Below are 22,490 nucleotides of genomic sequence, written 5' to 3'. Positions count from 1 at the left end.
CTCAGGTCACACTGGTCTCATGACGGATTCCTACGCTGCCGGAGAGACCACCACCCCGCTGCTGGAGGAGACGATCGGCGCGAGCTTCGACCGCACCGTCGCCAGCTTCGGGGACCGGGAGGCACTGGTCGAGGCGAGCACCGGCAGACGCTGGACGTACGCCGAGCTGAGCCGTGACGTCGACGCGCTGGCCGTCGGGCTTCGCAAGGCCCGGATCGCGAAGGGCGACCGGGTCGGCATCTGGGCGCCCAACTGCGCGGAGTGGACGCTGACCCAGGTGGCGACGGCGAAGATCGGCGCGATCCTGGTGAACATCAACCCGGCCTACCGCACCCACGAGCTGGCGTACGCCTTGACCCAGTCGGGCATCAGGATGCTGGTCTCCGCGCCCGCGTTCAAGACATCGGACTACCGGAGCATGGTGGCCGAGGTGCGCGGTGACTGCCCCGACCTCGAGGAGACCGTCTTCATCGGCGACCCGGAGTGGACCGCTCTCCTCGAAGCCGGCGCCGGCGAGAGGCTGAGCGACCACGTCGCCTATGAGCTGAGCCCCGAGGACCCGATCAACATCCAGTACACCTCGGGCACCACCGGCTACCCCAAGGGCGCGACCCTGAGCCACCGCAACATCCTCAACAACGGCTACTTCACCACCGAGACGATCGGCTTCACCGAGCACGACCGGCTGGCGATCCCGGTGCCGTTCTACCACTGCTTCGGGATGGTGATGGGCAACCTCGGCTGCATCACCCACGGGGCCACGATGGTCATCCCGGGCCCGGCCTTCGACCCGGCGGCCACCCTCGAGGCGGTCCAGGACGAGCGCTGCACGGCCGTCTACGGCGTACCCACGATGTTCATCGCCATGCAGAACCACCCTGACTTCGCGAGCTTCGACCTGAGCACGCTGCGCACTGGGATCATGGCGGGCAGCCCGTGCCCGGTCGAGGTGATGAAGCGGTGCGTCAACGAGATGCACATGAGCGAGGTCTCGATCGCCTACGGGATGACCGAGACCTCCCCGGTCTCGACCCAGACCCGCCGCGACGACGACCTCGAGCACCGCACCGCCACCGTCGGCCGGGTGCACCCGCACGTCGAAGTGCGCGTCGTCGACCCGACCACCGGCGCGGTGCTGCCCCGGGGCGAGGCCGGCGAGTTCCAGACCCGCGGCTACTCGGTCATGCTCGGCTACTGGGCCGACGAGGAGAAGACCAGGGCGGCGATCGACGAGGAGGGCTGGATGCACACCGGCGACCTCGCGGTGATGAACCCCGACGGCTACTGCAACATCGTGGGCCGGATCAAGGACATGGTCATCCGCGGCGGCGAGAACATCTATCCCCGCGAGATCGAGGAGTTCCTCTACGCCCACCCTGACATCGAGGACGTCCAGGTCATCGGCGTCCCCGACGAGACCTACGGCGAAGAGCTCTGCGCGTGGGTCCGCCTGCGCCCCGGCGCCGAGCCGATGACGGCCGAGACCCTGAAGGCGTACGCGACCGGCAAGCTCGCCCACTACAAGATCCCGCGCTACGTCCTGGTCGTCGAGGAGTTCCCGATGACCGTGACCGGCAAGGTCCGCAAGGTCGAGATGCGGCAGAAGACCGTCTCCGAGCTCGGACTCTAGGCGCTCAGGAGGTCAGGTCAGCGAGGCCGCCGCGACCGCGGTGTCCTTGCCGACGAGGGTGATCTCGACCCGCTCGACGTCGGTGATCGGCACCGCGGAGGAGGCGTCCAGCCCGAGCGTCTCCCCACCCGACCAGGTCCACGACCCGGCGACGGTGCGCGACCCGTCGCGGCCGACGAGCACCAGGTCGTACGTCACCGGCTCACCCTGATAGTCCGACGAGGCCGGCGGGCTCTTCCCGGGCTGAGGCGGGTAGTGGCAGCTCCAGTTGAGCTTGGTTCCCCACGACGTCGGGGTGACGACGAGCTGGGCCCACATGTCGACGCTGCCCACGGGGCGCAGATCGACGGTACGTACGTTCGCACCCTCAGAACCCGTCGGCGTGGCGGAGGACGAGGGGGCCGCGGCCGGCTGCTGGGTGCCGTCACGACCGAGCAGCAGGCCGCCGATCGCCGTACCGCCCGCGAGCAGGACGACCGCGGCCGCGACAGCGAAGGCCCGGCGACGGACCCGCGACCTGCGTACGGCCCCGGCCAGCTCTGCCAGCGGCGGCGTCGCCACCTCCGCGGCATTCTCCTCGAGCAGCTCCTCGGCCTCCTCGCGGGAGAGGGCGCCGAGCAGCCCGGGCATGCCGGCGAGCTCGGCGACGGCGCCGCGGCAGATGCTGCACCCGGTCAGGTGTCGCTCGTAGGCCCGCCGGTCGCTCGGGCTCAGCGCGCCGAGCACATAGGACGCGTCCCAGTCGGCGTACGTCTCGTGTGCGGAGGCGTCCGGTTCATCGTTCATGAGGTGACCCCCTTCTCTTGCAGGGCGAGACGCAGGGCTCGCAGACCGTAGTGCAGCCGGGACTTGACCGTGCCGGGCGGGATGTCGAGCTCGCGGGCGAGCTCGGTGACCGACCGGCCGCCGTAATAGGCGCCCACCACCACGGCCCGGTGCTCGGGGGAGAGGGCGAGCAGCGCGTCGGCGACGACCCAGGAGTCGAGCACCGCCTGGGTCTGGTCGGCCCGGCTCTGCTCGGGCGGCGACTCGGCGGCGTACTCCCGCTTCCGGCGTGCGCTGCGCAGGTCGTCGATGACGAGGTTGCGGGCGGTGGTGAACAGCCAGGCGCGCACGCCCTCGTCGGGCCGCTGCAGCACCTCGGGATGGCGCCAGGCGCGCAACAGCGTCTCCTGCACCACGTCGCGCGCCTCCTCGGCGTCACCGGTGCGGCGTACGACGTAGCGGTAGAGCGCCTCCGAGTGGGCGTCGTGCACCGCTACGAGCAGCTCGTCCTCCGCGCCCATGTCACCTCCCGCACCCACCCAGGATCCCAGAGCCCCGGATCAGCCCTTGGCCAGGTCGAGCGAGAACTCGATGCTGCCGGTGTCCTCGACGCTCACGAAGCCCAGGTTCGGCGCCTCGACACCGAAGTCGGCGAACGTGATCGGCACGCTCCCGACGACCTGCAGGGCGCTGGCGCCGTCACCGCCGACCTCGGCGTCCACGGTCACCGACTTCGTCTCGCCACGCACGGTGAGGTCACCGACGAGCTGGACCTCGGTCGCGCCCTCCTCGAGTGCTGCGGGCTCGGTCAGCTCGAAGGTGGCCGTCGGGAACTGATCCGCCTGGATCGCGTTCTCGCGGAAGTAGCCGTCGCGGTTGCCGGAGTCGGTGGCGATCGTCGCGACCTCGACCTCGATGCTCGCCTCGGTGACCTCGGCGTCGGCGATGGTGACCTCGCCGGTCACGTCCTCGGTGCGGCCGGTGACGGTGACGTCCTCGCCCCGCAGCACCTCGTCGACGCGGTAGCCGGCGAAGGAGCCGTCCGAGACGGTCCAGGTGCCGCTGCTGTCCGCGCCGTCGGCGGGCGCGGCCGACGCGCTGAGGCTGGGCTCGTCCGCAGCCGCGTCCTCGGCCCGGTCCGCGTACCAACCGGGCCCGAAGATCACCGCGACGCCTCCGACCACGACCACTGCCGCACCGATCCCGACTGCTGCTTTCGTACGTGTCCGCACGCCGTTTCCTCTCGCCTGGAGGCCGACCCGATGCCGGCCTTCACCCCCTACTACGGAGCGCTGCGCCGAACGGTTCAAACGACTTCCAGTGACGGGTGACACAATCGGCAGCGCCCTCTCTCGACCCCAAGGAGACCCCATGCCCCAGACCCCGCTCGAGCTCTTCGGCACCGAGGCACTCATCGGCGATGAGGACCGCGCGATCCGCGACACGGTGAGATCCTTCGCGGAGAAGGAGATCAAGCCGCACCTCGCCGACTGGTTCGAGGCGGGCTCGGTCCCGGTCAAGGAGCTGGCCCCTGAGCTCGGCAGGCTGGGCGTCCTCGGGATGCACCTGGAGGGCTATGGCTGCGCGGGCACCAGCGCCACGGCGTACGGCCTGGCCTGTCTGGAGCTCGAGGCGGCCGACTCCGGGATCCGCTCGCTGGTCTCCGTGCAGGGTTCGCTGGCGATGTTCGCGATCTGGAAGTGGGGCAGCGAGGAGCAGAAGCAGGAGTGGCTGCCGCGCATGGCGGCCGGCGAGGCGATCGGCTGCTTCGGCCTCACCGAGCCCGACTTCGGCTCCAACCCGGCCGGGATGCGGACGCGGGCGCGCCGGGACGCCTCGGGCGACTGGATCCTGTCCGGCACCAAGATGTGGATCACCAACGCCCCCGTCGCCGACGTCGCGGTGGTCTGGGCGCAGACCGACGAGGCGCCCGACGGCAAGGGCATCCGCGGCTTCGTGGTCCCCACCGACACCCCGGGCTTCTCCGCCCCGGTGATCAAGCAGAAGCTGTCGCTGCGGGCCTCGGTGACCGGCGAGATCGTCCTCGACGACGTGCGTCTCCCGGACTCTGCCGCGTTCCCCGAGGTCAGGGGCTTGAAGGGTCCGCTGTCGTGCCTGAACGAGGCGCGCTTCGGCATCGTCTTCGGCGCAGTGGGCGCGGCCCGCGACTGCCTCGAGGCAGCCATCGCGTACGCCGCCTCCCGCGAGATCTACGACAAGCCGCTGGCCGGCTACCAGATCACCCAGACGAAGCTCGCCGACATGAGCCTGGAGCTCGGCAAGGCGATGCTCCTCGCGCTGCACCTGGGCCGCCTGAAGGACGAGGGCACCCTCCGCTCGGAGCAGATCTCGCTGGGCAAGCTCAACAACGTCCGCGAGGCCATCGCCATCGCCCGCGAGTGCCGCACCATCCTGGCTGCCGCCGGCGTCACCCTCGAGTACCCGATCCTGCGCCACGCCAACAACCTCGAGTCGGTGCTCACCTACGAGGGCACCAGCGAGGTCCACCAGCTCATCATCGGTCAGGCGCTCACGGGGGAGTCCGCCTTCCGCTGAGGCTCGATGCTCACCTGCTCCGGGGGAGTCGTCGCGGCTGTGCACGACGGATCCTTCCTACATGGCAGGAGCTCTGGCCGTCACGGCGGCCGACGTCACACGCATCGCCGAACGCCTCTTCCTGACGTTGGGCGACCGGCGGCGCAACCTCACCGCCTTCTGGGTGCTGCTCGTGCTCGCCGGCGTCATCGCCACGGCGGGCGTGGTCGCCGACTCCACCGCGACCGTCATCGGGGCCATGATCGTGGCTCCGCTGATGACGCCGATCCTCGGCACGGCGTTGGCGCTCGTCCTCGCCGACCGGCGCCAGCTGGCGACGAACATCGCGCTGGTGGTCGGTGCCGCGATCGCGGTCGTCCTCATCGGATTCGTGATCGGACTGACCGTGCAGACCGACGTCGTCGCCGCCACCAACAGCCAGGTCGCGGGCCGGGTGAGCCCACGGCTGATCGATCTTCTCGCCGCCGTGGCCACCGGTATGGTCGGAGCGTTCGCGCTCGTCCGGCCCGACGTCTCCGACACCCTCCCCGGCGTGGCCATCGCCATCTCGCTGGTCCCGCCGCTCGCTGTCGTGGGCCTCACCCTCGAGTCCGGCGCGGCCGGCGAGGCAGCCGGCGCACTGCTCCTCTTCGGCACCAACGTGGCCGCGATCATCGCCACCGGTACCGTCGTGATGCTCGCGGCACGTATCCGTCACGTGGCCCCGGACGCCGGCATCCGCGTCGGGCGGCTCCGCGGACGTTCCCTGGTCGCCGTCGCCGCCTCGCTCGTCCTGGTCACCGTCCCGCTGGCCGCCGGCAGCATCCACGTGCTGCAGGAGCAGCGTCTGGTCAGTCAGGCCAAACCCGTCGCCGCCTCCTGGGCGGAGGCCAAGGGCTGGCAGGTGTCCGACGTGTTCCTCCGGGGGAGCTCGCTCCACGTCGTGGTGATCGGCACCCCACCGGAGCCCGACGGCGGTGAGCTGCGGGAGGCTTTCGACGCCGAGGGCCTCTCCGACGTCGAGGTCGAGCTGACCCTCCTCGTCGGCGGGTCCGAGACCCTGGATGGCGCCTGACCGACGCCGGCCGATCTCAGCTACCAGCCGTCAGTCGCGCGGGACCAGGAAGGATGCCCGCCACAGCTTGCGATCCTTCTCCGAGACCAGCCCGTGCTCGGTGAGGTACGGCATCATCTTCTCGCCCATCCAGGCCAGGGTCGCGCGGTAGTGCTCGTTGCCGAGCGCCTCGCGGCGGGCCGCCATCGGGTCGAGGCCGACGGCCGCGTAGCAGTCCGGGTGGACCAGCGAGCGCGCCATCACGTAGGCCGAGCGGGCGGTGAGGTTCTGGTGCAGCCGGAGCTGCGTACGGCCCATCTTCTGCGACATCGCCGCGGCGAGCTCCTCGCGGGCGAAGGTGACGTGGCGAGCCTCCTCGGTGACGTGGATGCGGGAGGCCATCCGGGTCAGCGGCTGGCAGCGCTCGTCCTTCATCAGCTCGCGCTGCCACCGGTCCAGCGGCTCCTCGCCGACGAGGGTCGCGGAGAAGACGCTGGGTCCGTGCAGCAGCGGAGCGAACTTCCCGATGCGCAGGACGGCGGGCCGGGGTCCGTACGCCGGTGCCCCCATCGCCGCGATCGCCCGGCCGAACATCACCGAGTGCCGGGTCTCGTCGCCGATCTCGGTCAGCGCGTACTGCGTCCGAGCCGTGCGCGGGTCCGCCCCGTAGACCTCCCGGAGCAGCAGCTGCATCAGCAGCACCTCGAACCACAGGCCGACGCTCATGATGCTGGCCACCTCGTGGCGAGAGAGCTCGATCTGCTGCTCCTGGCTGAGCCGGTCCCAGGTCGGGGTGCCGTAGAGGGAGACGCGCTCGGGCTGCATCCACCACAGTCCCTCGACGGGCGCGGCGTCCCAGTCGAGGTCGACCTCCGGGTCGTAGGACTGACGCGCGGTGGAGCGCAGGAGCCGGTCGGAGGTCGGGTCGGCGAGGGTCATGATTCTCCCAACTAGGTGTTACCAAGAGTTACAGGTAGTTGCTAGAGTGCAGGACATGACACGGAAGGTCAAGGACGACGGTCGCTCCTCGCGCTGGGACGCCCACCGCGAGACCAGGCGGGCGGAGCTGGTGGCGGCAGCCGTACGCGCCGTCGACTCGGCCGGGGCGGAGGTGTCGATCGCCGACATCGCCGCGGAGGCCGGTGTCAGCAAACCGGTGCTCTACCGCTACTTCGCCGACAAGGCCGAGCTGCACGCCGCGGTGGGGATGTGGGCTGCTCGGCAGATCCTCGATGCGGTCGTCGATGCCGTGCTCGCGCCCGCCCCGACCCGTGAGCGGGTCGGGGCCGGGGTCGCGGCGTACGTCGAGACCATCGCCGAGCACCCGAACGTCTACCTGCTCCTGGTGCGCCAGCACACCGGCGGCACCGACCCGCTCGCCGACGGCAAGCAGCTCATCGCGGCCACCTTCGCGCGACTGCTCGGCGACGCCTTCGGCCGCCTCGGTGTCGACGCCGCCGGCGCCGAGCCGTGGGCGCACAGCCTCGTCGGGATCGGTGAGTCCGCCGGCCAGTGGTGGCTCGAGCGGCGCACCATGTCCCGCGCGGCGTTCACCCGCTATCTCAGCGAGTTCGTCTGGCACGCGCTGGAGGGCACCACCGCCGAGTACGGCGTCGACCTGAGCGCCCTCGACCGACCCGAGATCGTCACCCCGCTGCGAAAGAGCCCCCGATGAGCGAGCGCCAGCAAGCGACCAAAGAATCTTTCATCGGGCCGCGTCCGTACTCTGGCGCTTGCGCTACGGAGGTGGCCCGATGAGCGAGCATCAGCCCCAGCACCTCTACGACGGCCCTGCCCGTCTCGAGTCCGAGCACGGCACCTGGGAGGTCGACGTCGCGCTGCGCGGCGTCTTCCAGCCGATCGACGGCCACTTCCACTGGTACGGCCGCGTCGGCGCAGCCCTCGAAGGCGTACGCAACGGCCAGAGCGTCACGGTCCACACCGACCACGGCGAGGCCGAGGGACGGCTCTCCGACATCGACCCCTGGGGACGCTTCCGCATCGCCGGGACGGGAAAGCCGCCGTTCTGACGCCGAGGTGCCTCAGCGCACGAGCATGAGCGTCGCGGCCCCGATCCCGACGACGACGATCAACGAGCGCAGCACCGTGGCCGGCAGCCGGCGGCCGATGTGCGAACCGACGTACCCGCCGACGACCGATCCTGCGGCGAGCAGGCCGATGGCGCGCCAGTCGAGGTCGGCGATGGCCAGGAAGATCAGGGTCGCGACCACGTTCGAGGCCATCACCGCGAACGTCTTGAGCGCGTTGACCGTACGGAACTCCAGATCGGTCCCGAGCCCGAGCACGGCCATCATCATCACCCCGGAGCCGGCACCGAAGTAGCCGCCGTAGGCGCCGGTGATCGTGGCGAACACCCCGGTGACGGGGGAGACCCGCATCCGCGGCCCGTCGCTGCGGGAGTGCTGGCGGACGAAGCGGCTCAGTCGTGGCTGCACGCCCACGAGTACGCAGGTGCCCAGGATCAGCCACGGCACGACCGCCTCGAAGACCGATCCCGGCAACCACAGCAGCAGCAACGACCCGACGATGCTGCCGCCGCCCGCGGTGAGCAGGACGGCGGCGGTCACGCCCGGATGCTCGGCCAGCTCGCGCCGGTAGCCGAAGGAGCCGCTGAGCCCGGCCGGCGTCATCCCGACCGTGTTGGACGTGTTGGCCACGACCGGCGGGAGACCGACCGCGACCAGGACGGGGAAGCTGAGCAGCGAGGCGACGCCGACGGTGGAGGTGAGGATGCCCGCACCCAGGCCCGCGGCGAGCACGACGAGCTGGTCGAGCGCCGTCATTCGCCGCGGAGAAGAGCGACGTCGCTGACCAGCATGACGTGGCCGTGCATGGCGGCGGCGGCACGTTCGGCATCGCCGGCGGCGATCGCGTCGGCGATCTTCTGATGGCCCGCGAGCGAGGTCCGGGGGCGGTCGGGCTGGGAGAGCGACTCGATGCGGGTCTCGCGGATCAGCTCGCTGATCTCGGACATCATCTGTTCGAGCAGGGGAGAGTGGGCGGCCTGGGTCACCGCCCGGTGGAACAGCTCGTCGCCGTGGACGCCGCGCCCGCCGCCCGCGATGTCCTCGTCCATCGACTTCAGGGCCGCGTCGATGTGGTCCAGGTCCTCCTGCGTACGCCGCTGCGCCGCGAGCGCGGCGAGCTTGGTCTCCAGTGCGTCACGCGCCTCGATGACGTCCGGGATCCGCTCCGCGTGCGCCCGGATCGCATCGGTGATGCGCTCGACCCTCGGCTTGTCGGTCAGCACCGTGCCGTCGCCGTGGCGAACCGCGACGACGCCGATCACCTCGAGCGCGACCAGGGCCTGGCTGAGGGTCGCTCGGCTCACGCCGAGGCTGGTCGCGAGCTGTCTCTCCGGCGGGAGGCGGTCTCCGGACTTCAGGTCGTTCTCCGAGATCCAGGCCGTGATCTGCTCCGCGACCTGCTCGTACAGGCGGGTTCGCTGCAGTGGACGTGGAAAGCGCGCGGACTCACTCATGGCTACAGGGTATTGACGTTCGCCCCATTGTCCTATTGGCTAGGCCACTGAGCCGTTGGTGATGTGAGTCACACCGGTGCCAGGCGGGGGCCAGACAGAAAGGAAGTCCGATGGGACCGGAATGGGTGGCGATCATCGCGCTGGTCGCCTTGTTCGTGGCAGGCACGTTGCTGCCGATCAACATGGGAGCGCTTGCGTACGTCGCCGCGTGGCTTGTCGGGATGTTCGCGCTGAACCTCGACGAGAAGGAGATCCTGGCCGGAGTCAGCGCCGACCTGATCCTGACGCTGATAGGGGTGACCTATCTGTTCGCGATCGCGAGGAACAACGGCACGGTCGATCTGATCGTCAGCAGTGCCGTACGCGCGGTGGGCGGCAGGGTCGCCCTGATCCCGTGGGTGATGTTCGGCGTGACCGCGCTGCTGACCGCCATGGGAGCCGCCAGCCCGGCGGCCTGCGCGATCATCGGACCGGTGGCGCTCGGGTTCGCGGGCCGCTACAAGATCAACCCGCTGATGATGGGCATGTTCGTCGTGCACGGTGCTCAGGGCGGTGGCTTCTCGCCGATCAGCATCTACGGCACGATCACCAACTCGGTCATGGTCGACAACGGCCTCCCCGCCAGTGAGATGACGATCTTCCTGGCCAGCCTGGTGGTCAACCTGATCATGGCGACCATCCTGTTCTTCGCCCTCGGCGGACGATCGTTGATGAGCATGCGGCTCGACCCCGACGAGGCGGCCAGGGCCGCCGCCGGCGTACCGAGCGACCTGAACGAGGGCGGCGTGACCGTCCCGGCCCGCGGCTACGGCACCGTCGCCCCGACCGGGACCAAGCCCGGCATCCGCACCGAGCAGGTCCTGACCCTGGCCGCCTTCGTGATCGTCGCCGCCGTCGCCCTGTTCTTCGACAAGAACATCGGCTTCGCCTCGATCACCGCGGCGACCGTCCTCGCGGCGCTCTCGCCGAGCCAGCACAAGGACGCCATCCGTCAGATCGCCTGGCCGACGGTGCTGCTGGTCGCCGGCGTCTCGACGTACGCCACGATCCTGAACACGGCCGGATCGCCGGAGTTCGTGGGCAGCTGGGCGGCCGGCCTGGGCGTCGCGGCGATCGGCGCCCTCGTCCTCTGCTACGTCGGCGCGGTCGTCTCCGCGTTCGCCTCCTCGACGGCGCTGCTTCCGATCATCATCCCGATCTCGGTCCCGCTGATCGCCGAGGGCGGGATCTCCGCCGCCATGTTCGTGGCCGCGCTGGCGATCTCCTCGACCATCGTCGACGTGAGCCCGTTCTCCACCAACGGCGCGCTGATGCTGGCCAACCGGCCCGACACCATCACCGAGGAGCGCTACTACAAGCAGATCCTCGGCTACAGCGTCATCGTGGTGCTCGTCGGTCCCCTCCTGGTCTGGGCCACCATGGTCCTCCCGGGCTGGTGACGCGCATGCGTGGACCACTCGACGACGTCGTCGTCCTCGACCTCTCCCGCGCCCTGGCCGGGCCGCACGCCGCGATGATGATGGGCGACCTCGGCGCCCGCGTGATCAAGGTGGAGGCGCCGGGGCACGGCGACGACACCCGCGGCTGGGGCCCGCCGTTCGTGGGGGAGGCGGGGCAGCGGGAGGCGACGTACTTCCTCTCCGCCAACCGCAACAAGGAGTCGATCACCCTCGACCTCAAGGACACCGACGACAAGGACGTACTGCTGCGCCTGGTCGACCGGGCCGACGTGCTCGTCGAGAACTTCCGCACCGGCGTCCTGGACCGGCTCGGGCTCGGCATCGACGACCTCCAGGCCCGCAACCCGCGTCTCGTCGTGCTCTCGATCACCGGGTTCGGCCACGACGGCCCCGAGGGCGGCCGCTCCGGCTACGACCAGATCGCCCAGGGCGAGGCCGGACTGATGTCGCTCACCGGATCGGGGCCCGGAGACCCCCAGCGGGTCGGCACCCCCATCGCCGACCTGCTGGCCGGGATGTACGGCGCCTACGGTGTGCTCGCCGCTCTTCACGAGCGCGACCGCACCGGCCGCGGCACCGTCGTACGCACCTCGTTGCTCTCCGCCGTCGTCGGCGTCCACGGCTTCCAGGGCACCCGATGGACCGTGGCCGGCGAGGTCGGGCGAGCGCAGGGCAACCATCACCCGAGCATCTCTCCGTACGGCCTGTTCCGCTGCGCCGACGGGACCGTGCAGATCGCGGTCGGGAGCGAGGGGCTGTGGCGGAGGTTCTGCACCGCCTTCGACATCTCGCCGGACCTCGAGGGGATGGCGACCAACCCCGAGCGGGCGGCCAACCGGGAGAAGGTCGTCGAGCTCGTCGAGGCGCTCTTCGCGCCCTGGCCGGCCGAGGACCTGCTCGCCAAGCTCGCCGAGGCCGGCGTCCCGGCCGGCAAGGTGCGCTCCCTGGACGAGGTCTACGCCTGGGAGCAGACCGCCAGCCAGGGTCTGCTGATCGACGTCGACCACTCCACCCTTGGCCACCTGACCCTCCCCGGGCCGCCGCTGCGGTTCTTCACCGACGGCGCTGAGGTGACCCCCACCGACCACGCCGCGCCACCCACCCTCGACCAGCACGGCCGGCTGCTGCGTACGTGGGCGGGGGAGCACCTCGACGAGACCGAGTAGAACGCCGTGGCAGTCCGGCCCTTTTCAGCATTCTCGCTGGCCAGGGCCGGACCGTCGTGGTTCTGCGTCCTAGGTGCAGGTCAGGAATCGGCGAGCCAGGCGTCGTAGCTGACCTTGCCGATCCGGGCGTCCGGTCCGGTGGTGAGGGAGTCCTCGGCGACGCGCGCGCCGTAGTACAGGGCGTTGGCATCGGCGACGATCGCGCGGGAGTCGCCTTCGTGGTCCAGCGCTCGGCGCCCGAGGTCGGCGAGCGGGATCGAGTCCGGTCCGCCGATCTCCACGATCCCGTTGGCCGCGGGCTCCAGGGTCGCGTCGGTCACGAACGCGGCGACGTCGTCGGCCGCGATCGGCTGGAACAGCGAGTCGGTCAGCCGGATGACGTCGCCGTCCACCCCCTGCTCGACGATCGCGCGAACGAACTCGTGGAACTGGGTCGAGCGCACGATCGTGTAGGGCTGGCCGGAGTCGGTGATCACCTTCTCCTGGGCGACCTTCGCCCGCATGTAGGCGCTGTCCTGCTCCCGATCTGCACCGACGATGGACAGGGCCACGTGGTGGCCCACCCCCGCCTCCTTCTCGGCCGCGAGCTGGTTCGTCGTCGAGCTGACGAAGAAGTCCATGACAGCCTGTGGCTCCCATGAGGGCGAGTTGGTCACGTCGAGCACCACGTCGGCACCCTCGAACGCCTCGGCGAGCCCTTCGCCGGTGATGGTGTTGACGCCGGTGTTCGGCGAGGCCGCCACTGCCTCGTGTCCCCGCTCGGTGAGGTCTGCCACCACCTTGGACCCGATCATGCCCGTGCCGCCGATCACGATGATCCTCATGTTGATCCCGTTTCCTGTAGTCGAAGTTTGATGTCCGTCGACACACTGACCGGGTCGGTCGCCGGAATGTGACAGCGAGACCTCAACGCGAGCAGACAACGCGGTTGACTGTGATACTGCTGGCACCTGCCTTCACCTTCGGAAGGGAAGGAGCACGATCATGACCAGCATCCCGCCCGACGGCGCGGCGCTTCGGCTGGGCACCCCGCGCGGCCGCTGGGTGTTGGCGACCACAGTGCTGGGCTCCGGCCTGGCGATGCTCGATGCGACGGTCGTCAACGTCGCGCTCGGACGGATCGGGGAGGACCTCGATACGGGCTTCGCCGGCCTGCAGTGGACGGTCAACGCCTACACGCTGAGCCTGGCTGCTCTCATCCTTCTCGGCGGCTCGCTCGGCGACCGCTTCGGCCGGCGTCGGGTGTTCCTCATCGGTGTCGTCTGGTTCGCCGTCGCCTCGCTGTTGTGCGGGCTCGCCCCCGACATCGAGCTGCTGATCGCGGCGCGCGGGCTCCAGGGGATCGGCGGCGCGCTGCTGACCCCAGGGAGCCTGGCGATCATCGCCGCGTCGTTCCATGCCGACGACCGGGCGGCCGCGGTGGGCGCCTGGTCGGGTCTGAGCGGCGTCGCTGCCGCGGTCGGTCCGCTCATCGGCGGCTGGCTGGTCGAGCTCGACTGGCGGCTCGTCTTCATCGTCAACGTCCCGGTCTCGGTTCTCATCGTCATCACCGCCCTGCGCTACGTACCCGAGAGCCGTGACCCGGACGCAACCGGCCGGATCGACGTGAGCGGCACCCTGTTGGCGGCCGTCGGGCTCGGCGCGCTCACGTTCGGGTTGACGAGGGCGGGCGAGGTGGGGTTCGCCGGCTCCGTGGCGGCGACAACCGTCTTCGGGATCGCGTGCCTGGCCGCGTTCCTCGTGGTCGAGGCCCGGTCGAGTCATCCGCTGGTCCCGCTCGAGCTCTTCCGCAACCCTCAGTTCAGTGCGGCCAACGCCGTGACCCTGCTCGTCTACGCCGCGCTCGGCGTGATCTTCGTGCTGCTCGTCCTCCAGCTCCAGATCGTCAGCGGCTGGTCGCCGCTCGCCGCGGGTTCGGCGATGCTTCCGCTTACCGTGGTGATGCTCCTCTTCTCCTCCCGTGCCGGAGCGCTGGCACAACGCATCGGCCCGCGGCTGCCGATGACCCTCGGCCCGCTCGTCGCGGCAGTCGGCGTGCTCTGGATGGGGCAGCTCGGCCCGCAGGCGTCGTACGCCACCGATGTGCTCCCGTCCGTCCTGCTCTTCGCCGCCGGGCTCACCCTGCTCGTCGCCCCTTTGACCGCCACCGTGCTCGACGCCGCCGACGACCGGCACGCCGGCATCGCCTCGGGGGTGAACAACGCGGTCGCCCGAACCGCCGGGCTGCTCGCCGTCGCCGTCATCCCGGCCGCCGTCGGGATCGCGGGCGACGACTACACGGACCCGACCGCGTTCGACGACGGCTACGGCATGGCGATGCTCATCAACGCCGGCCTCCTGGTCCTCGGCGCGGCGATCGCGGTGACGTTCGTACGCCGCCCGCTTGCGGCCGAACCCGAGCCCGAGGACCACCGGATGCACATCGAGACATGTGTGCACTGCGGCGTCACCGGGACGCAGCTGCACCCGGCCGACCACGACCACTGAGTCAGGTGTGACTCCGGCGACTTCGGAGCGGAAAGTGTCACGGATCGGCACCCAGTTCGGTCTTCATGGGTGACCGACCTCGCCGACACGAGAAGGAACCGTCGTGAACACACCAGAGACCAGAGTCGCCACCTCCGTGCTGGTCATCGGAACCGGGGGAGCCGGTCTGCGAGCGGCCATCGAGCTCGCCGAGCGCGGCGTCGATGTCCTCGCGATCGGCAAGCGCCCGAAGACGGACGCGCACACCACGCTGGCTGCCGGTGGTATCAACGCCGCCCTGGCGACGATGGACCCCGAGGACACCTGGCAGCAGCACGCCGCAGACACCATCCAGGAGAGCTACCTGCTGGCCGATCCGGAGACCGTACGCGTCGTCACCGAAGGCGCTGCCGAGGGCATCGCGGACCTGGTGCGATACGGGATGCCGTTCCACCGCGAGTCGGACGGTCGGATCTCGCAGCGCTACTTCGGAGCGCATACCTACCGGCGCACCGCGTACGCCGGCGACTACACCGGGCTGGAGATCCAGCGCACGCTCGTCGCCCGAGCCAAGCAGCTCGACGTGCCGATCCTCGACTCGGTCTACATCACCCGGCTCCTGGTCCACGACAACGCCGTCTTCGGGGCCTACGGGTTCGACGTGGGCGACGGGACCAGGTACGTCATCCATGCCGACGCGGTGATCCTGGCCGCGGGCGGGCACACCCGGATCTGGCGGCGCACCTCGTCACGCCGAGACGAGAACAACGGCGACTCGTTCCGCCTCGCCGTGGAGGCAGGCTGCCGAATCCGTGACGCCGAACTGGTGCAGTTCCACCCCTCCGGGCTCATCGCGCCCGAGAACGCCGCGGGCACACTGGTCTCCGAGGCCGCTCGTGGTGAGGGAGGCATCCTGCGCAATCAGCTCGGCGAGCGGTTCATGGCGCGCTATGACGCGGATCGGATGGAGCTGTCCACGCGCGACCGGGTCGCGCTGGCCGCCTACACCGAGATCAAGGAGGGCCGTGGCACCCCGGACGGCGGAGTCTGGCTGGACGTCTCCCACCTGCCGCACGACACGATCATGAAGAAGCTGCCGCGCGTCTACCAGACGCTCATGGAGCTGCAGATGCTCGACATCACCAAGGCCCCGATCGAGGTGGCGCCGACGGCCCACTACTCGATGGGTGGTGTGTGGGTGCGGCCCGAGGACCACGGCACCGACGTCGACGGCCTGTACGCCATCGGCGAGGCGTCCAGCGGTCTTCACGGAGCCAACCGGCTCGGCGGGAACTCCCTCATCGAGCTCCTCGTCTTCGGACGCATCACCGGCCGTGCGGCCGCCGAGTACTCCACGAACCTGCAGGCCCAGCGCCGATCCGTCGAGGCGCTCGCAGCCGCCCGGGCGGAGGTCGACGTGCTCCTTGCGGCGGATGGCCCCGAGAACGTACGCGCCATGCAGCGCGCCGTCCGCGACATCATGACCGAGCACGCCGGGGTGGTGCGCGACGAGGGCGGCCTGGTCAAGGGGCTCGCGCACCTCGACGAGCTCGAGACCCGGCTCGCCGATATCGGCGTCCACCCCGACATCGCCGGGTTCCAGGACCTCGCCCACGCCTTCGACCTGAAGGCCGCGCTGCTCTCGGCGCGGGCGACCATCGAGACCGCGATCGAGCGTCGGGAGACCCGAGGCTGCCACAACCGTTCCGACTACCCGGACCTCGACCCGAGCCTGCGCGTCAACCTCGTGTGGTCGGGTCCCGGGTCCGTCGCGCGCGAAGCGATCCCGCCGATCCCCGCCGAGGTCGAGGCGCTCATGCGCGAGGTCTCGGCTGAGGGGAAGCTCGTCGAGTAGCTCCGGATGGTGACCAACATCGGCGGGTTCCGGACGGAAGCAGTCATCTCGATCGGACCACGGACACGGTCCGTGCCCTCATCGGCCAGCACCGCAGGGTGAGTCATGATTGACACTCTGACGACGAAAGGATCCGCGATGGCGCCGGTCGATGAGCTGGACGATGCTCTCGAGGCCTTCAACCAGGCGCGGCCCAGGCTCTTCGGCGTCGCCTACCGCATCCTGGGCAGTGCGGCTGAGGCCGAGGACATCGTCCAAGAGGCGTGGCTGCGTTGGCAGCAGCACGATCGAGCATCCGTACGCAGCCCCGCTGCCTTCCTCACCACGGTGACCACGAGGCTGGCGATCAACTCCGTCGGTTCGGCCAGAGCTCGCCACGAGACCTACGTCGGGCCGTGGCTGCCGGAGCCGGTCAGCACCACCGAGGACCCCACCCTCGGCGCCGAACGAGCCGAGGCGCTGGAGCTCGCGACGCTCCTGCTGATGGAGAGCCTCGGTCCCGACCAGCGAGCCGCCTACGTCCTGCGGGAGGCGTTCGACTACTCCTACGAGAAGATCGCCGAGATCCTCTCGGTCTCCGTCGTCAACGCGCGCCAGCTCGTCAGTCGCGCGAAGAAGCACATCGGATCCGGTCGAAAGCAGCCGGTCGACATGGCGGAGTACCACCGGCTGCTCGCCGCTTTCGTCTCGGCTGCCCGCGATGGCGAGGTCAAACGCCTCGAGGCTCTGCTGAGCGAGGACGTCGTCAGCCGTTCCGACGGAGCCGGGATCGTGCCCAGCGCCGCCCGGCGCCCAGTCCGGGGCCGTGACCGGGTCGCACGGTTCCTCGCCGGCTGGTCCGATCGGTGGTGGCCCGAGGTCACCGTGGAGTGGGCCCAGATCAACGGGCTTCCGGGGTTGCTCATGCGTCGCGACGGTGCGCCTGCCGCGGTCCTCTCGATCTCCGCCTCGCCCGACGGGATCGACGAGATCATGTGGCAGATGGTCCCGGACAAGCTGCGTCGGGCGATGTAGGTCGACAGGCCCTAGGGTGCGGGTATGGCACTGACCCACGACTACACGGTCTCGGTGGAGTGGACGGGCAACCGTGGCACCGGGACGAGCGGCTACCGCGACTACGCCCGGGACCACGTCGTACGCATCGAGGGCCTGCCCGAGATCCTCGGCTCCGCCGATCCGACGTTCCGCGGCGACGCGAGCCGGCACAACCCCGAGCAGCTGCTGCTGACCTCGCTGGCGCAGTGCCACATGCTCTCCTACCTGCACCAGGCGGTGACGGTGGGCGCGGTCGTCATCGACTACCACGATGCCGCGACCGCCACCATGGAGACGCAGGGGACCGGCGGCCGGTTCACCCGCGCCGTCCTGCACCCGGTCGTCACCGTCACCGACGCGTCGATGATCGAGGCCGCGACCTCCGCCCACCACCAGGCCCACCTGGACTGCTTCATCGCGAGCAGCGTGAACTTCCCCGTCGACGTCGAGCCGACCGTTATCGTCGGCGGGCTGACCCTCTAGTCGTCCCGTGGGCGGTTCGGGGAAGTGGTCTGGGCCCGGACGAGCGAGGCCACGACCACGATGTTGAAGACGATCATCACGCACACCAACACCCTCGCGATCTGACCCTCGGCGTGGACATCGCCGTACCCGACCGTCGTCATGGTGCTCAAGGTGAAGTAGAGAGCATCGGTCCGCGTCTCCAGGCCGCTGATCTCGTGCGGGCGGATCTCGTTGAGCAGGAAGAAGGTCAGCGACGCTGCCATCACCAGCAGGATCAGCAACATGGCCAGCACGCGCGTGCTGTGCCCGGTCCCGCCCCTGCGGACGGCGCCGAGCTCCCTGATCATCACGGTCCCGACGAGCGAGAGTGCCCCCACCGTCACCAGCAGGCTCGCACCGACGGCCACCATCGAGTCTGTCGCCCACTTCAGAGGGAAGGCGTAGTAGGCGACCAGCAGGCCGCTGAAGGTCAGGATCGGACGCGACCAGGCCTTGGACCGCGGACTCCGCTCATCTGATCGACTGCTCGTCACCGGGCTCTCCGCTGGCCAGAGGTAGGCGCCTCGTAGGCGGCTTTCCCCATCGAAGTCTCGATTCGTCGTACGAACTGAAACCTCAGGATGCGGTCACGGACGGGGCCGCCGCGTCACCCGTCACGGGTGACAACCGCAACCAGCCGGCCAGGTTCCGCTGCACCTGGCCCCCTCTTCCGGGGGTAGGGCGGGTGTCGGCCTCGCGGCGATGATGACCGCCATGACTGGATCGACCTCGACCGACGCCCTGCTCGCCGCCCGGGACGCGCTGATCGCCCAGCGCCTCGACTACGCCGCGGCGCTCGACACCTTCCGCTGGCCCGACGTCGGAGAGAGCTTCAACTTCGCCCACGACTGGTTCGACCCGATGGCTCGGGGCAACGACGCCCCGGCGCTGGTGATCTCCGAGTCGGACGGGTCGCGGGCCGCGTACTCCTTCGACGAGCTGGCGCGCCGCTCGGACGCGGTGGCCCGCTACCTTCGGCGCCTCGGCGTCGGCTCGGGCGACAGCGTGGTCGTCATGCTCGGCAACCAGGTCGAGCTGTGGGAGACGATGCTCGCGGCGATGAAGCTGGGGGCGGTCCTGATGCCCACGACGACGGCGGTCGGCACGGCCGAGCTGGTGGACCGGCTCGAGCGTGGCCGGGCGAAGGCCGTGGTCTGCAATTCTGAGGACACCGACAAGTTCGACGGCGTCCCCGGCGACTACGTGCGGATCAGCGTGGGGGAGCGGGAGGGCTGGAACGGCTACGCCGCAGCTGCCGCGGAGCGCGAGGAGCCGCTCGAGCACCCCGGCAACGCCACCACCGACGCGCTGCTCCTCTACTTCACCAGCGGCACCACGAGCCGTCCGAAGCTGGTCGAGCACACCCACTACACCTACCCGGTCGGGCACCTCTCGACGATGTACTGGCTCGGGCTCCGCCCCGGCGACGTGCACATGAACATCTCCAGCCCCGGCTGGGCCAAGCACGCCTGGTCGAACTTCTTCGCGCCCTGGCTCGCCGGAGCGACCGTCTTCGTCCTCAACTACGCGCGCTTCGACGCGGCCACGCTGCTGCAGCGGATCCGGGAGGAGCAGGTGACCAGCATGTGCGCTCCGCCGACCGTGTGGCGGATGCTCATCCAGGCCGACCTCTCCGGCGGCTGCGGATCGCTGCGCGAGGCGATCAGTGCCGGTGAGCCGCTCAACCCCGAGGTGATCAGCCAGGTCGAGCGGGCGTGGGGCCTGACCATCCGGGACGGCTTCGGGCAGACCGAGATGACCGCGACGATCGCCAACAGCCCCGGTCAGCCCGTACGTCCCGGCTCGATGGGGCGCCCGCTGCCCGGTGTCCCGGTCGTACTGGTCGACCCGGTCGATGGGACCGTGATCGAGGGGCCCGGGGAGGGCGAGCTCTGTCTCGACCTCGCCCAGCGTCCCGCCACTTTGATGACCGGCTACCGCGACGACGAGAAGCGCACCGCCGACGCGATGCGCGACGGCTTCTTCCACACCGGCGACGTCGCCGCCCGCGACGAGGACGGCTACATCACCTACGTCGGCCGCACCGACGACGTCTTCAAGGCCTCCGACTACAAGGTCTCACCCTTCGAGCTCGAGTCGGTCCTGATCGAGCACCCCGCGGTGGCCGAGGCGGCGGTCGTGCCGGCTCCGGACCCGGTGCGACTGGCCGTCCCCAAGGCGTACGTCTCACTGACCGCGGGCCACGAGCCGACCGCCGAGACCGCCCGGGCCATCCTCGAGTTCGCCCGCGACCACCTTCCGCCCTACCTGCGCGTGCGTCGCCTGGAGTTCTTCGACCTGCCGAAGACGATCTCGGGGAAGATCCGGCGCGTCGAGCTCCGGGTGCGTGAGCAGGAGGTCGTCGACCAGCGGCCGACGGGGGAGCACCGCTACGAGGACTTCTTCTCACGTCAGTCCTGATCCACCAGGCGCCGGACGCTCTCGACGACGATCTCCCGGCATCGGGAGCGGCTCGGCCGGCGCACCAGGGCCAGCTCGGGGGTGTGCAGGTGCCAGCTCATCGCCAGCGCACGAACCTCGGTGAGCAGCTCGAGCGGCGAGAAGGCGGTCGTCAGCTTCCCTGCATCCTGCGCCTCCTCGATCTTGGCCAGCTTCGCATCGTTGGAGGCGACGATCGCCGGGAGCTTCCCGTCGGGGCGCTCGAGCTGATACCAGGTGGTCAGTCGTAGCGTCGTGGGGAAGCGCTCGTACAGGTCGAAGGACCGTCCGGCATAGGCGGGCAGGTCGGTGGCGTCGAACTCGACCTCGTCGACGAACGCGAGCACCCGGTGGGCGAACACGGCGTCGAAGAGCTCGTCCTTCGTGCCGAAGTACTTGTAGATCAGCGCCTTGTTCGCCAGCGCCGTCTCCGCGATCCGGTCGACGCGCGAGCCGGCGATGCCGTACGCCGCGAACTCGGCCTCGGCGGCGTCGAGGATGCGGGCACGGGTCGCCTCGGAGTCTCTGGCCATGCGCCCATACTAAAGCAAGTAACTAGTTAGTTGTCTTTTCCGGTGAGGAGTGCTTCACTGATATAACCAACTCGTTAGTTACATAGGAATGGTGCACTCATGTCTTCGACACCCCCGAGCGCCGGTGCCCGTCACCGGGCGGTGGTCCTCATGGTGATCCTCGGCTGCCAGCTGATGATGACCCTCGACGCCTCGATCGTGACCACGGCGCTCACCCACATCAAGACCGAGCTCGGCTTCACCGACTCCTCGCTGTCGTGGATCCAGAACGCCTACGTCCTCGCCTTCGGGGGTCTCCTGCTGCTCGGCGCCCGAGCCGGCGACCTGCTCGGCCGGCGCCGCGTGTTCATCGCCGGCACAGCGCTGTTCACCGCGGCCTCGCTCCTGGCCGGGCTGGCTCCGTCGGCCGGTCTGCTCATCGCGGCGCGCACGCTGCAGGGGCTGGCCTCGGCCTTCGCGATCCCGTCGACGCTGGCACTCCTGATCACGAGCTTCCCCGAGCCCGAGGAGCGCACCCGGGCCATCGCGATCTACAGCGCGGTGATCGGCGCCGGAGCAAGCGTCGGGATCATCGTCGGCGGCGTCTTCACCGAATACCTCTCCTGGCGCTGGGGTCTCCTGATCAACGTCCCGCTCGGGATCCTGATCCTGGCTCTCTCACCGCGCTATCTGCCCGAGACCGAGCCCCGGCCCGGCCAGGTCGACATCCTGGGCGCGCTGAGCGTCACGGTCGGCATGTCGGCACTGGTCTACGGACTCGTCGAGGCCGCCGAGATCGGCTGGGGCAGCGCCCGGACCCTGCTCCCGCTGGCCGGGTCGGCGGTTCTGCTCGTCGCGTTCGTGCTCATCGAGCTGCGCGCCGCCCAGCCGATCGTGCCGATCCGGCTCTTCCTCAGCGTGCAGCGCTCCGGGGCGTACGTCGGGCGGATCCTGATCGTCGGCGCGATGTTCTCGACGTTCTACTTCCTCTCGCAGTACCTCCAGAACGTACGCGGCCTCAGCCCTCTCGCCACCGGACTCGCCTACATCCCGATGACCGGCATGTTCTTCGCCATGGTGTACGCCGTGCGCTGGGCCGGCCCGCGGGTCAGCAAGCCCGCGCTGCTGGTGGTCTCCCTGGTCACCGCGGGGATCGGCATGGCCTGGCTCAGCCGGATCGACGCGACGACCAGCGTGGCGTGGATCCTGCCGCCGCTGCTCGTGCTGGGCATCGGCCAGGGCATCGCGATCATCCTGCTCACCGACCTCGGGATGGCCGAGGTCGACCCGGGTGACGCCGGCGCCGCGTCCGGGCTGGTCAACACCGCCCACCAGATCGGCGGCTCGATCGGGCTCGCGCTCCTCACCGTCGTCTACGGCAGCGCGGTGCACCACGATCCCGCCCCGGACACCATCACCCAGGCCCATGGCTACTCGACCGTCTTCGACGTCGCGACCGGCTTCTACGCCCTCGCGGTGATCGTCGCTCTGGTCATCCTCGCCGCCCACCGGCGCCGCGCGAGCAGGTCGATCACGCCGGTCACGGTGGCCGCCGCCGGCTGAGCCG

General features: G+C 69.9%; 22 protein-coding genes. 13 read left to right on the top strand and 9 right to left on the bottom strand.

Annotated elements, in window-relative coordinates; translation table 11 throughout:
- Positions 1-19 precede the first annotated feature (19 nt).
- The gene (locus tag ACIRON_RS10350) at positions 20-1,630 is read left to right on the top strand and encodes an AMP-binding protein (RefSeq protein ID WP_402992241.1); all 1,611 of its coding nucleotides are present in this window, start codon (positions 20-22) and stop codon (positions 1,628-1,630) included.
- Between the two features lie 12 nt (positions 1,631-1,642).
- On the opposite strand, the gene ACIRON_RS10345 is transcribed toward ACIRON_RS10350, so the two are convergent.
- The 3 genes from ACIRON_RS10345 to ACIRON_RS10335 are packed head-to-tail and all read right to left on the bottom strand — an operon-like array spanning position 1,643 to position 3,627.
- Positions 1,643-2,416 carry an anti-sigma factor family protein gene (locus tag ACIRON_RS10345; protein WP_402992240.1) on the bottom strand — a complete coding sequence of 258 codons (774 nt, stop codon included), beginning with the start codon at positions 2,414-2,416 and terminating at the stop codon, positions 1,643-1,645.
- Positions 2,413-2,916 carry a sigma-70 family RNA polymerase sigma factor gene (locus tag ACIRON_RS10340; RefSeq protein WP_091041757.1) on the bottom strand — a complete coding sequence of 168 codons (504 nt, stop codon included), beginning with the start codon at positions 2,914-2,916 and terminating at the stop codon, positions 2,413-2,415. Before ACIRON_RS10340 ends, ACIRON_RS10345 begins: the two co-directional genes overlap by 4 nt.
- A gap of 39 nt (positions 2,917-2,955) precedes the next feature.
- Positions 2,956-3,627, bottom strand: coding sequence for a YceI family protein (locus ACIRON_RS10335; RefSeq protein WP_402992239.1), 672 nt, complete (start codon positions 3,625-3,627; stop codon positions 2,956-2,958).
- A 139-nt stretch (positions 3,628-3,766) separates the two neighbouring features.
- On the opposite strand from ACIRON_RS10335, the gene ACIRON_RS10330 reads away from it, so the two are divergent.
- Positions 3,767-4,951 carry an acyl-CoA dehydrogenase family protein gene (locus tag ACIRON_RS10330; RefSeq protein WP_402992238.1) on the top strand — a complete coding sequence of 395 codons (1,185 nt, stop codon included), beginning with the start codon at positions 3,767-3,769 and terminating at the stop codon, positions 4,949-4,951.
- 61 nt (positions 4,952-5,012) lie between these two features.
- Positions 5,013-6,005 (top strand): DUF389 domain-containing protein, encoded by a 993-nt coding sequence (locus ACIRON_RS10325; RefSeq protein WP_402992237.1) that lies wholly within the window; start codon positions 5,013-5,015, stop codon positions 6,003-6,005.
- A gap of 30 nt (positions 6,006-6,035) precedes the next feature.
- Here the strand turns inward: ACIRON_RS10325 and ACIRON_RS10320 are convergent, their stop codons facing one another.
- Positions 6,036-6,923, bottom strand: a complete 888-nt coding sequence (locus ACIRON_RS10320) for a diiron oxygenase (RefSeq protein WP_402992236.1) — start codon at positions 6,921-6,923, stop codon at positions 6,036-6,038.
- 55 nt (positions 6,924-6,978) lie between these two features.
- Between ACIRON_RS10320 and ACIRON_RS10315 the strand changes: the two genes are divergently transcribed.
- Together ACIRON_RS10315 and ACIRON_RS10310 are read left to right on the top strand one after the other, a co-directional pair.
- Positions 6,979-7,659, top strand: coding sequence for a TetR/AcrR family transcriptional regulator (locus ACIRON_RS10315; protein WP_402992235.1), 681 nt, complete (start codon positions 6,979-6,981; stop codon positions 7,657-7,659).
- Between the two features lie 79 nt (positions 7,660-7,738).
- Positions 7,739-8,014, top strand: a complete 276-nt coding sequence (locus tag ACIRON_RS10310; RefSeq protein ID WP_402992234.1) for a DUF4873 domain-containing protein — start codon at positions 7,739-7,741, stop codon at positions 8,012-8,014.
- A 12-nt stretch (positions 8,015-8,026) separates the two neighbouring features.
- On the opposite strand, the gene ACIRON_RS10305 is transcribed toward ACIRON_RS10310, so the two are convergent.
- Together ACIRON_RS10305 and ACIRON_RS10300 are read right to left on the bottom strand one after the other, a co-directional pair.
- Positions 8,027-8,788: a sulfite exporter TauE/SafE family protein gene (locus ACIRON_RS10305; RefSeq protein ID WP_402992233.1), complete on the bottom strand. Its 762-nt coding sequence runs from the start codon at positions 8,786-8,788 to the stop codon at positions 8,027-8,029.
- Complete coding sequence (locus tag ACIRON_RS10300; protein ID WP_402992232.1) at positions 8,785-9,486, bottom strand: FadR/GntR family transcriptional regulator; 702 nt, start codon at positions 9,484-9,486, stop codon at positions 8,785-8,787. The genes ACIRON_RS10305 and ACIRON_RS10300 overlap by 4 nt, the downstream gene beginning before the upstream one ends.
- 110 nt (positions 9,487-9,596) lie before the next feature.
- Here ACIRON_RS10300 and ACIRON_RS10295 point away from each other — a divergent pair, with 110 nt between their 5' ends.
- Positions 9,597-10,925: an SLC13 family permease gene (locus tag ACIRON_RS10295; RefSeq protein WP_378864485.1), complete on the top strand. Its 1,329-nt coding sequence runs from the start codon at positions 9,597-9,599 to the stop codon at positions 10,923-10,925.
- A gap of 5 nt (positions 10,926-10,930) precedes the next feature.
- A complete protein-coding gene (locus tag ACIRON_RS10290; protein WP_402992231.1) occupies positions 10,931-12,112 on the top strand; it encodes a CaiB/BaiF CoA transferase family protein in 1,182 nt (393 codons plus the stop codon).
- 80 nt (positions 12,113-12,192) lie between these two features.
- On the opposite strand, the gene ACIRON_RS10285 is transcribed toward ACIRON_RS10290, so the two are convergent.
- Complete coding sequence (locus ACIRON_RS10285; RefSeq protein WP_402992230.1) at positions 12,193-12,936, bottom strand: SDR family oxidoreductase; 744 nt, start codon at positions 12,934-12,936, stop codon at positions 12,193-12,195.
- A 160-nt stretch (positions 12,937-13,096) separates the two neighbouring features.
- Here ACIRON_RS10285 and ACIRON_RS10280 point away from each other — a divergent pair, with 160 nt between their 5' ends.
- From ACIRON_RS10280 to ACIRON_RS10265, 4 genes are all read left to right on the top strand, one after another.
- Positions 13,097-14,599: an MFS transporter gene (locus ACIRON_RS10280; protein WP_402992229.1), complete on the top strand. Its 1,503-nt coding sequence runs from the start codon at positions 13,097-13,099 to the stop codon at positions 14,597-14,599.
- Positions 14,600-14,702: 103 nt separating this feature from the next.
- Positions 14,703-16,433 (top strand): L-aspartate oxidase, encoded by a 1,731-nt coding sequence (locus ACIRON_RS10275; protein ID WP_402992228.1) that lies wholly within the window; start codon positions 14,703-14,705, stop codon positions 16,431-16,433.
- Between the two features lie 138 nt (positions 16,434-16,571).
- Positions 16,572-17,447, top strand: coding sequence for an RNA polymerase sigma-70 factor (locus tag ACIRON_RS10270; protein WP_402992227.1), 876 nt, complete (start codon positions 16,572-16,574; stop codon positions 17,445-17,447).
- 24 nt (positions 17,448-17,471) lie between these two features.
- The gene (locus ACIRON_RS10265) at positions 17,472-17,951 is read left to right on the top strand and encodes an OsmC family protein (protein ID WP_402992226.1); all 480 of its coding nucleotides are present in this window, start codon (positions 17,472-17,474) and stop codon (positions 17,949-17,951) included.
- Here ACIRON_RS10265 and ACIRON_RS10260 read toward each other — a convergent pair.
- Positions 17,948-18,466, bottom strand: coding sequence for a potassium channel family protein (locus tag ACIRON_RS10260; protein ID WP_402992225.1), 519 nt, complete (start codon positions 18,464-18,466; stop codon positions 17,948-17,950). The two genes, ACIRON_RS10265 and ACIRON_RS10260, sit on opposite strands and share 4 nt — an antisense overlap.
- Before the next feature lie 220 nt (positions 18,467-18,686).
- On the opposite strand from ACIRON_RS10260, the gene ACIRON_RS10255 reads away from it, so the two are divergent.
- Positions 18,687-20,393, top strand: coding sequence for an AMP-binding protein (locus tag ACIRON_RS10255; RefSeq protein WP_402992224.1), 1,707 nt, complete (start codon positions 18,687-18,689; stop codon positions 20,391-20,393).
- Here the strand turns inward: ACIRON_RS10255 and ACIRON_RS10250 are convergent.
- Positions 20,384-20,944 (bottom strand): TetR/AcrR family transcriptional regulator, encoded by a 561-nt coding sequence (locus ACIRON_RS10250; protein ID WP_402992223.1) that lies wholly within the window; start codon positions 20,942-20,944, stop codon positions 20,384-20,386. The genes ACIRON_RS10255 and ACIRON_RS10250 overlap by 10 nt on opposite strands.
- Before the next feature lie 99 nt (positions 20,945-21,043).
- Between ACIRON_RS10250 and ACIRON_RS10245 the strand changes: the two genes are divergently transcribed.
- Positions 21,044-22,486, top strand: coding sequence for an MFS transporter (locus tag ACIRON_RS10245; protein WP_402992222.1), 1,443 nt, complete (start codon positions 21,044-21,046; stop codon positions 22,484-22,486).
- Positions 22,487-22,490 lie beyond the last annotated feature (4 nt).

Source organism: Nocardioides sp. NPDC101246, from assembly GCF_044767415.1.
Taxonomy (GTDB): Bacteria; Actinomycetota; Actinomycetes; order Propionibacteriales; family Nocardioidaceae; genus Nocardioides.
The sequence above is the reverse complement of the archived record's forward strand: the minus strand, read 5'-3'. Positions and strand labels throughout refer to the sequence as shown.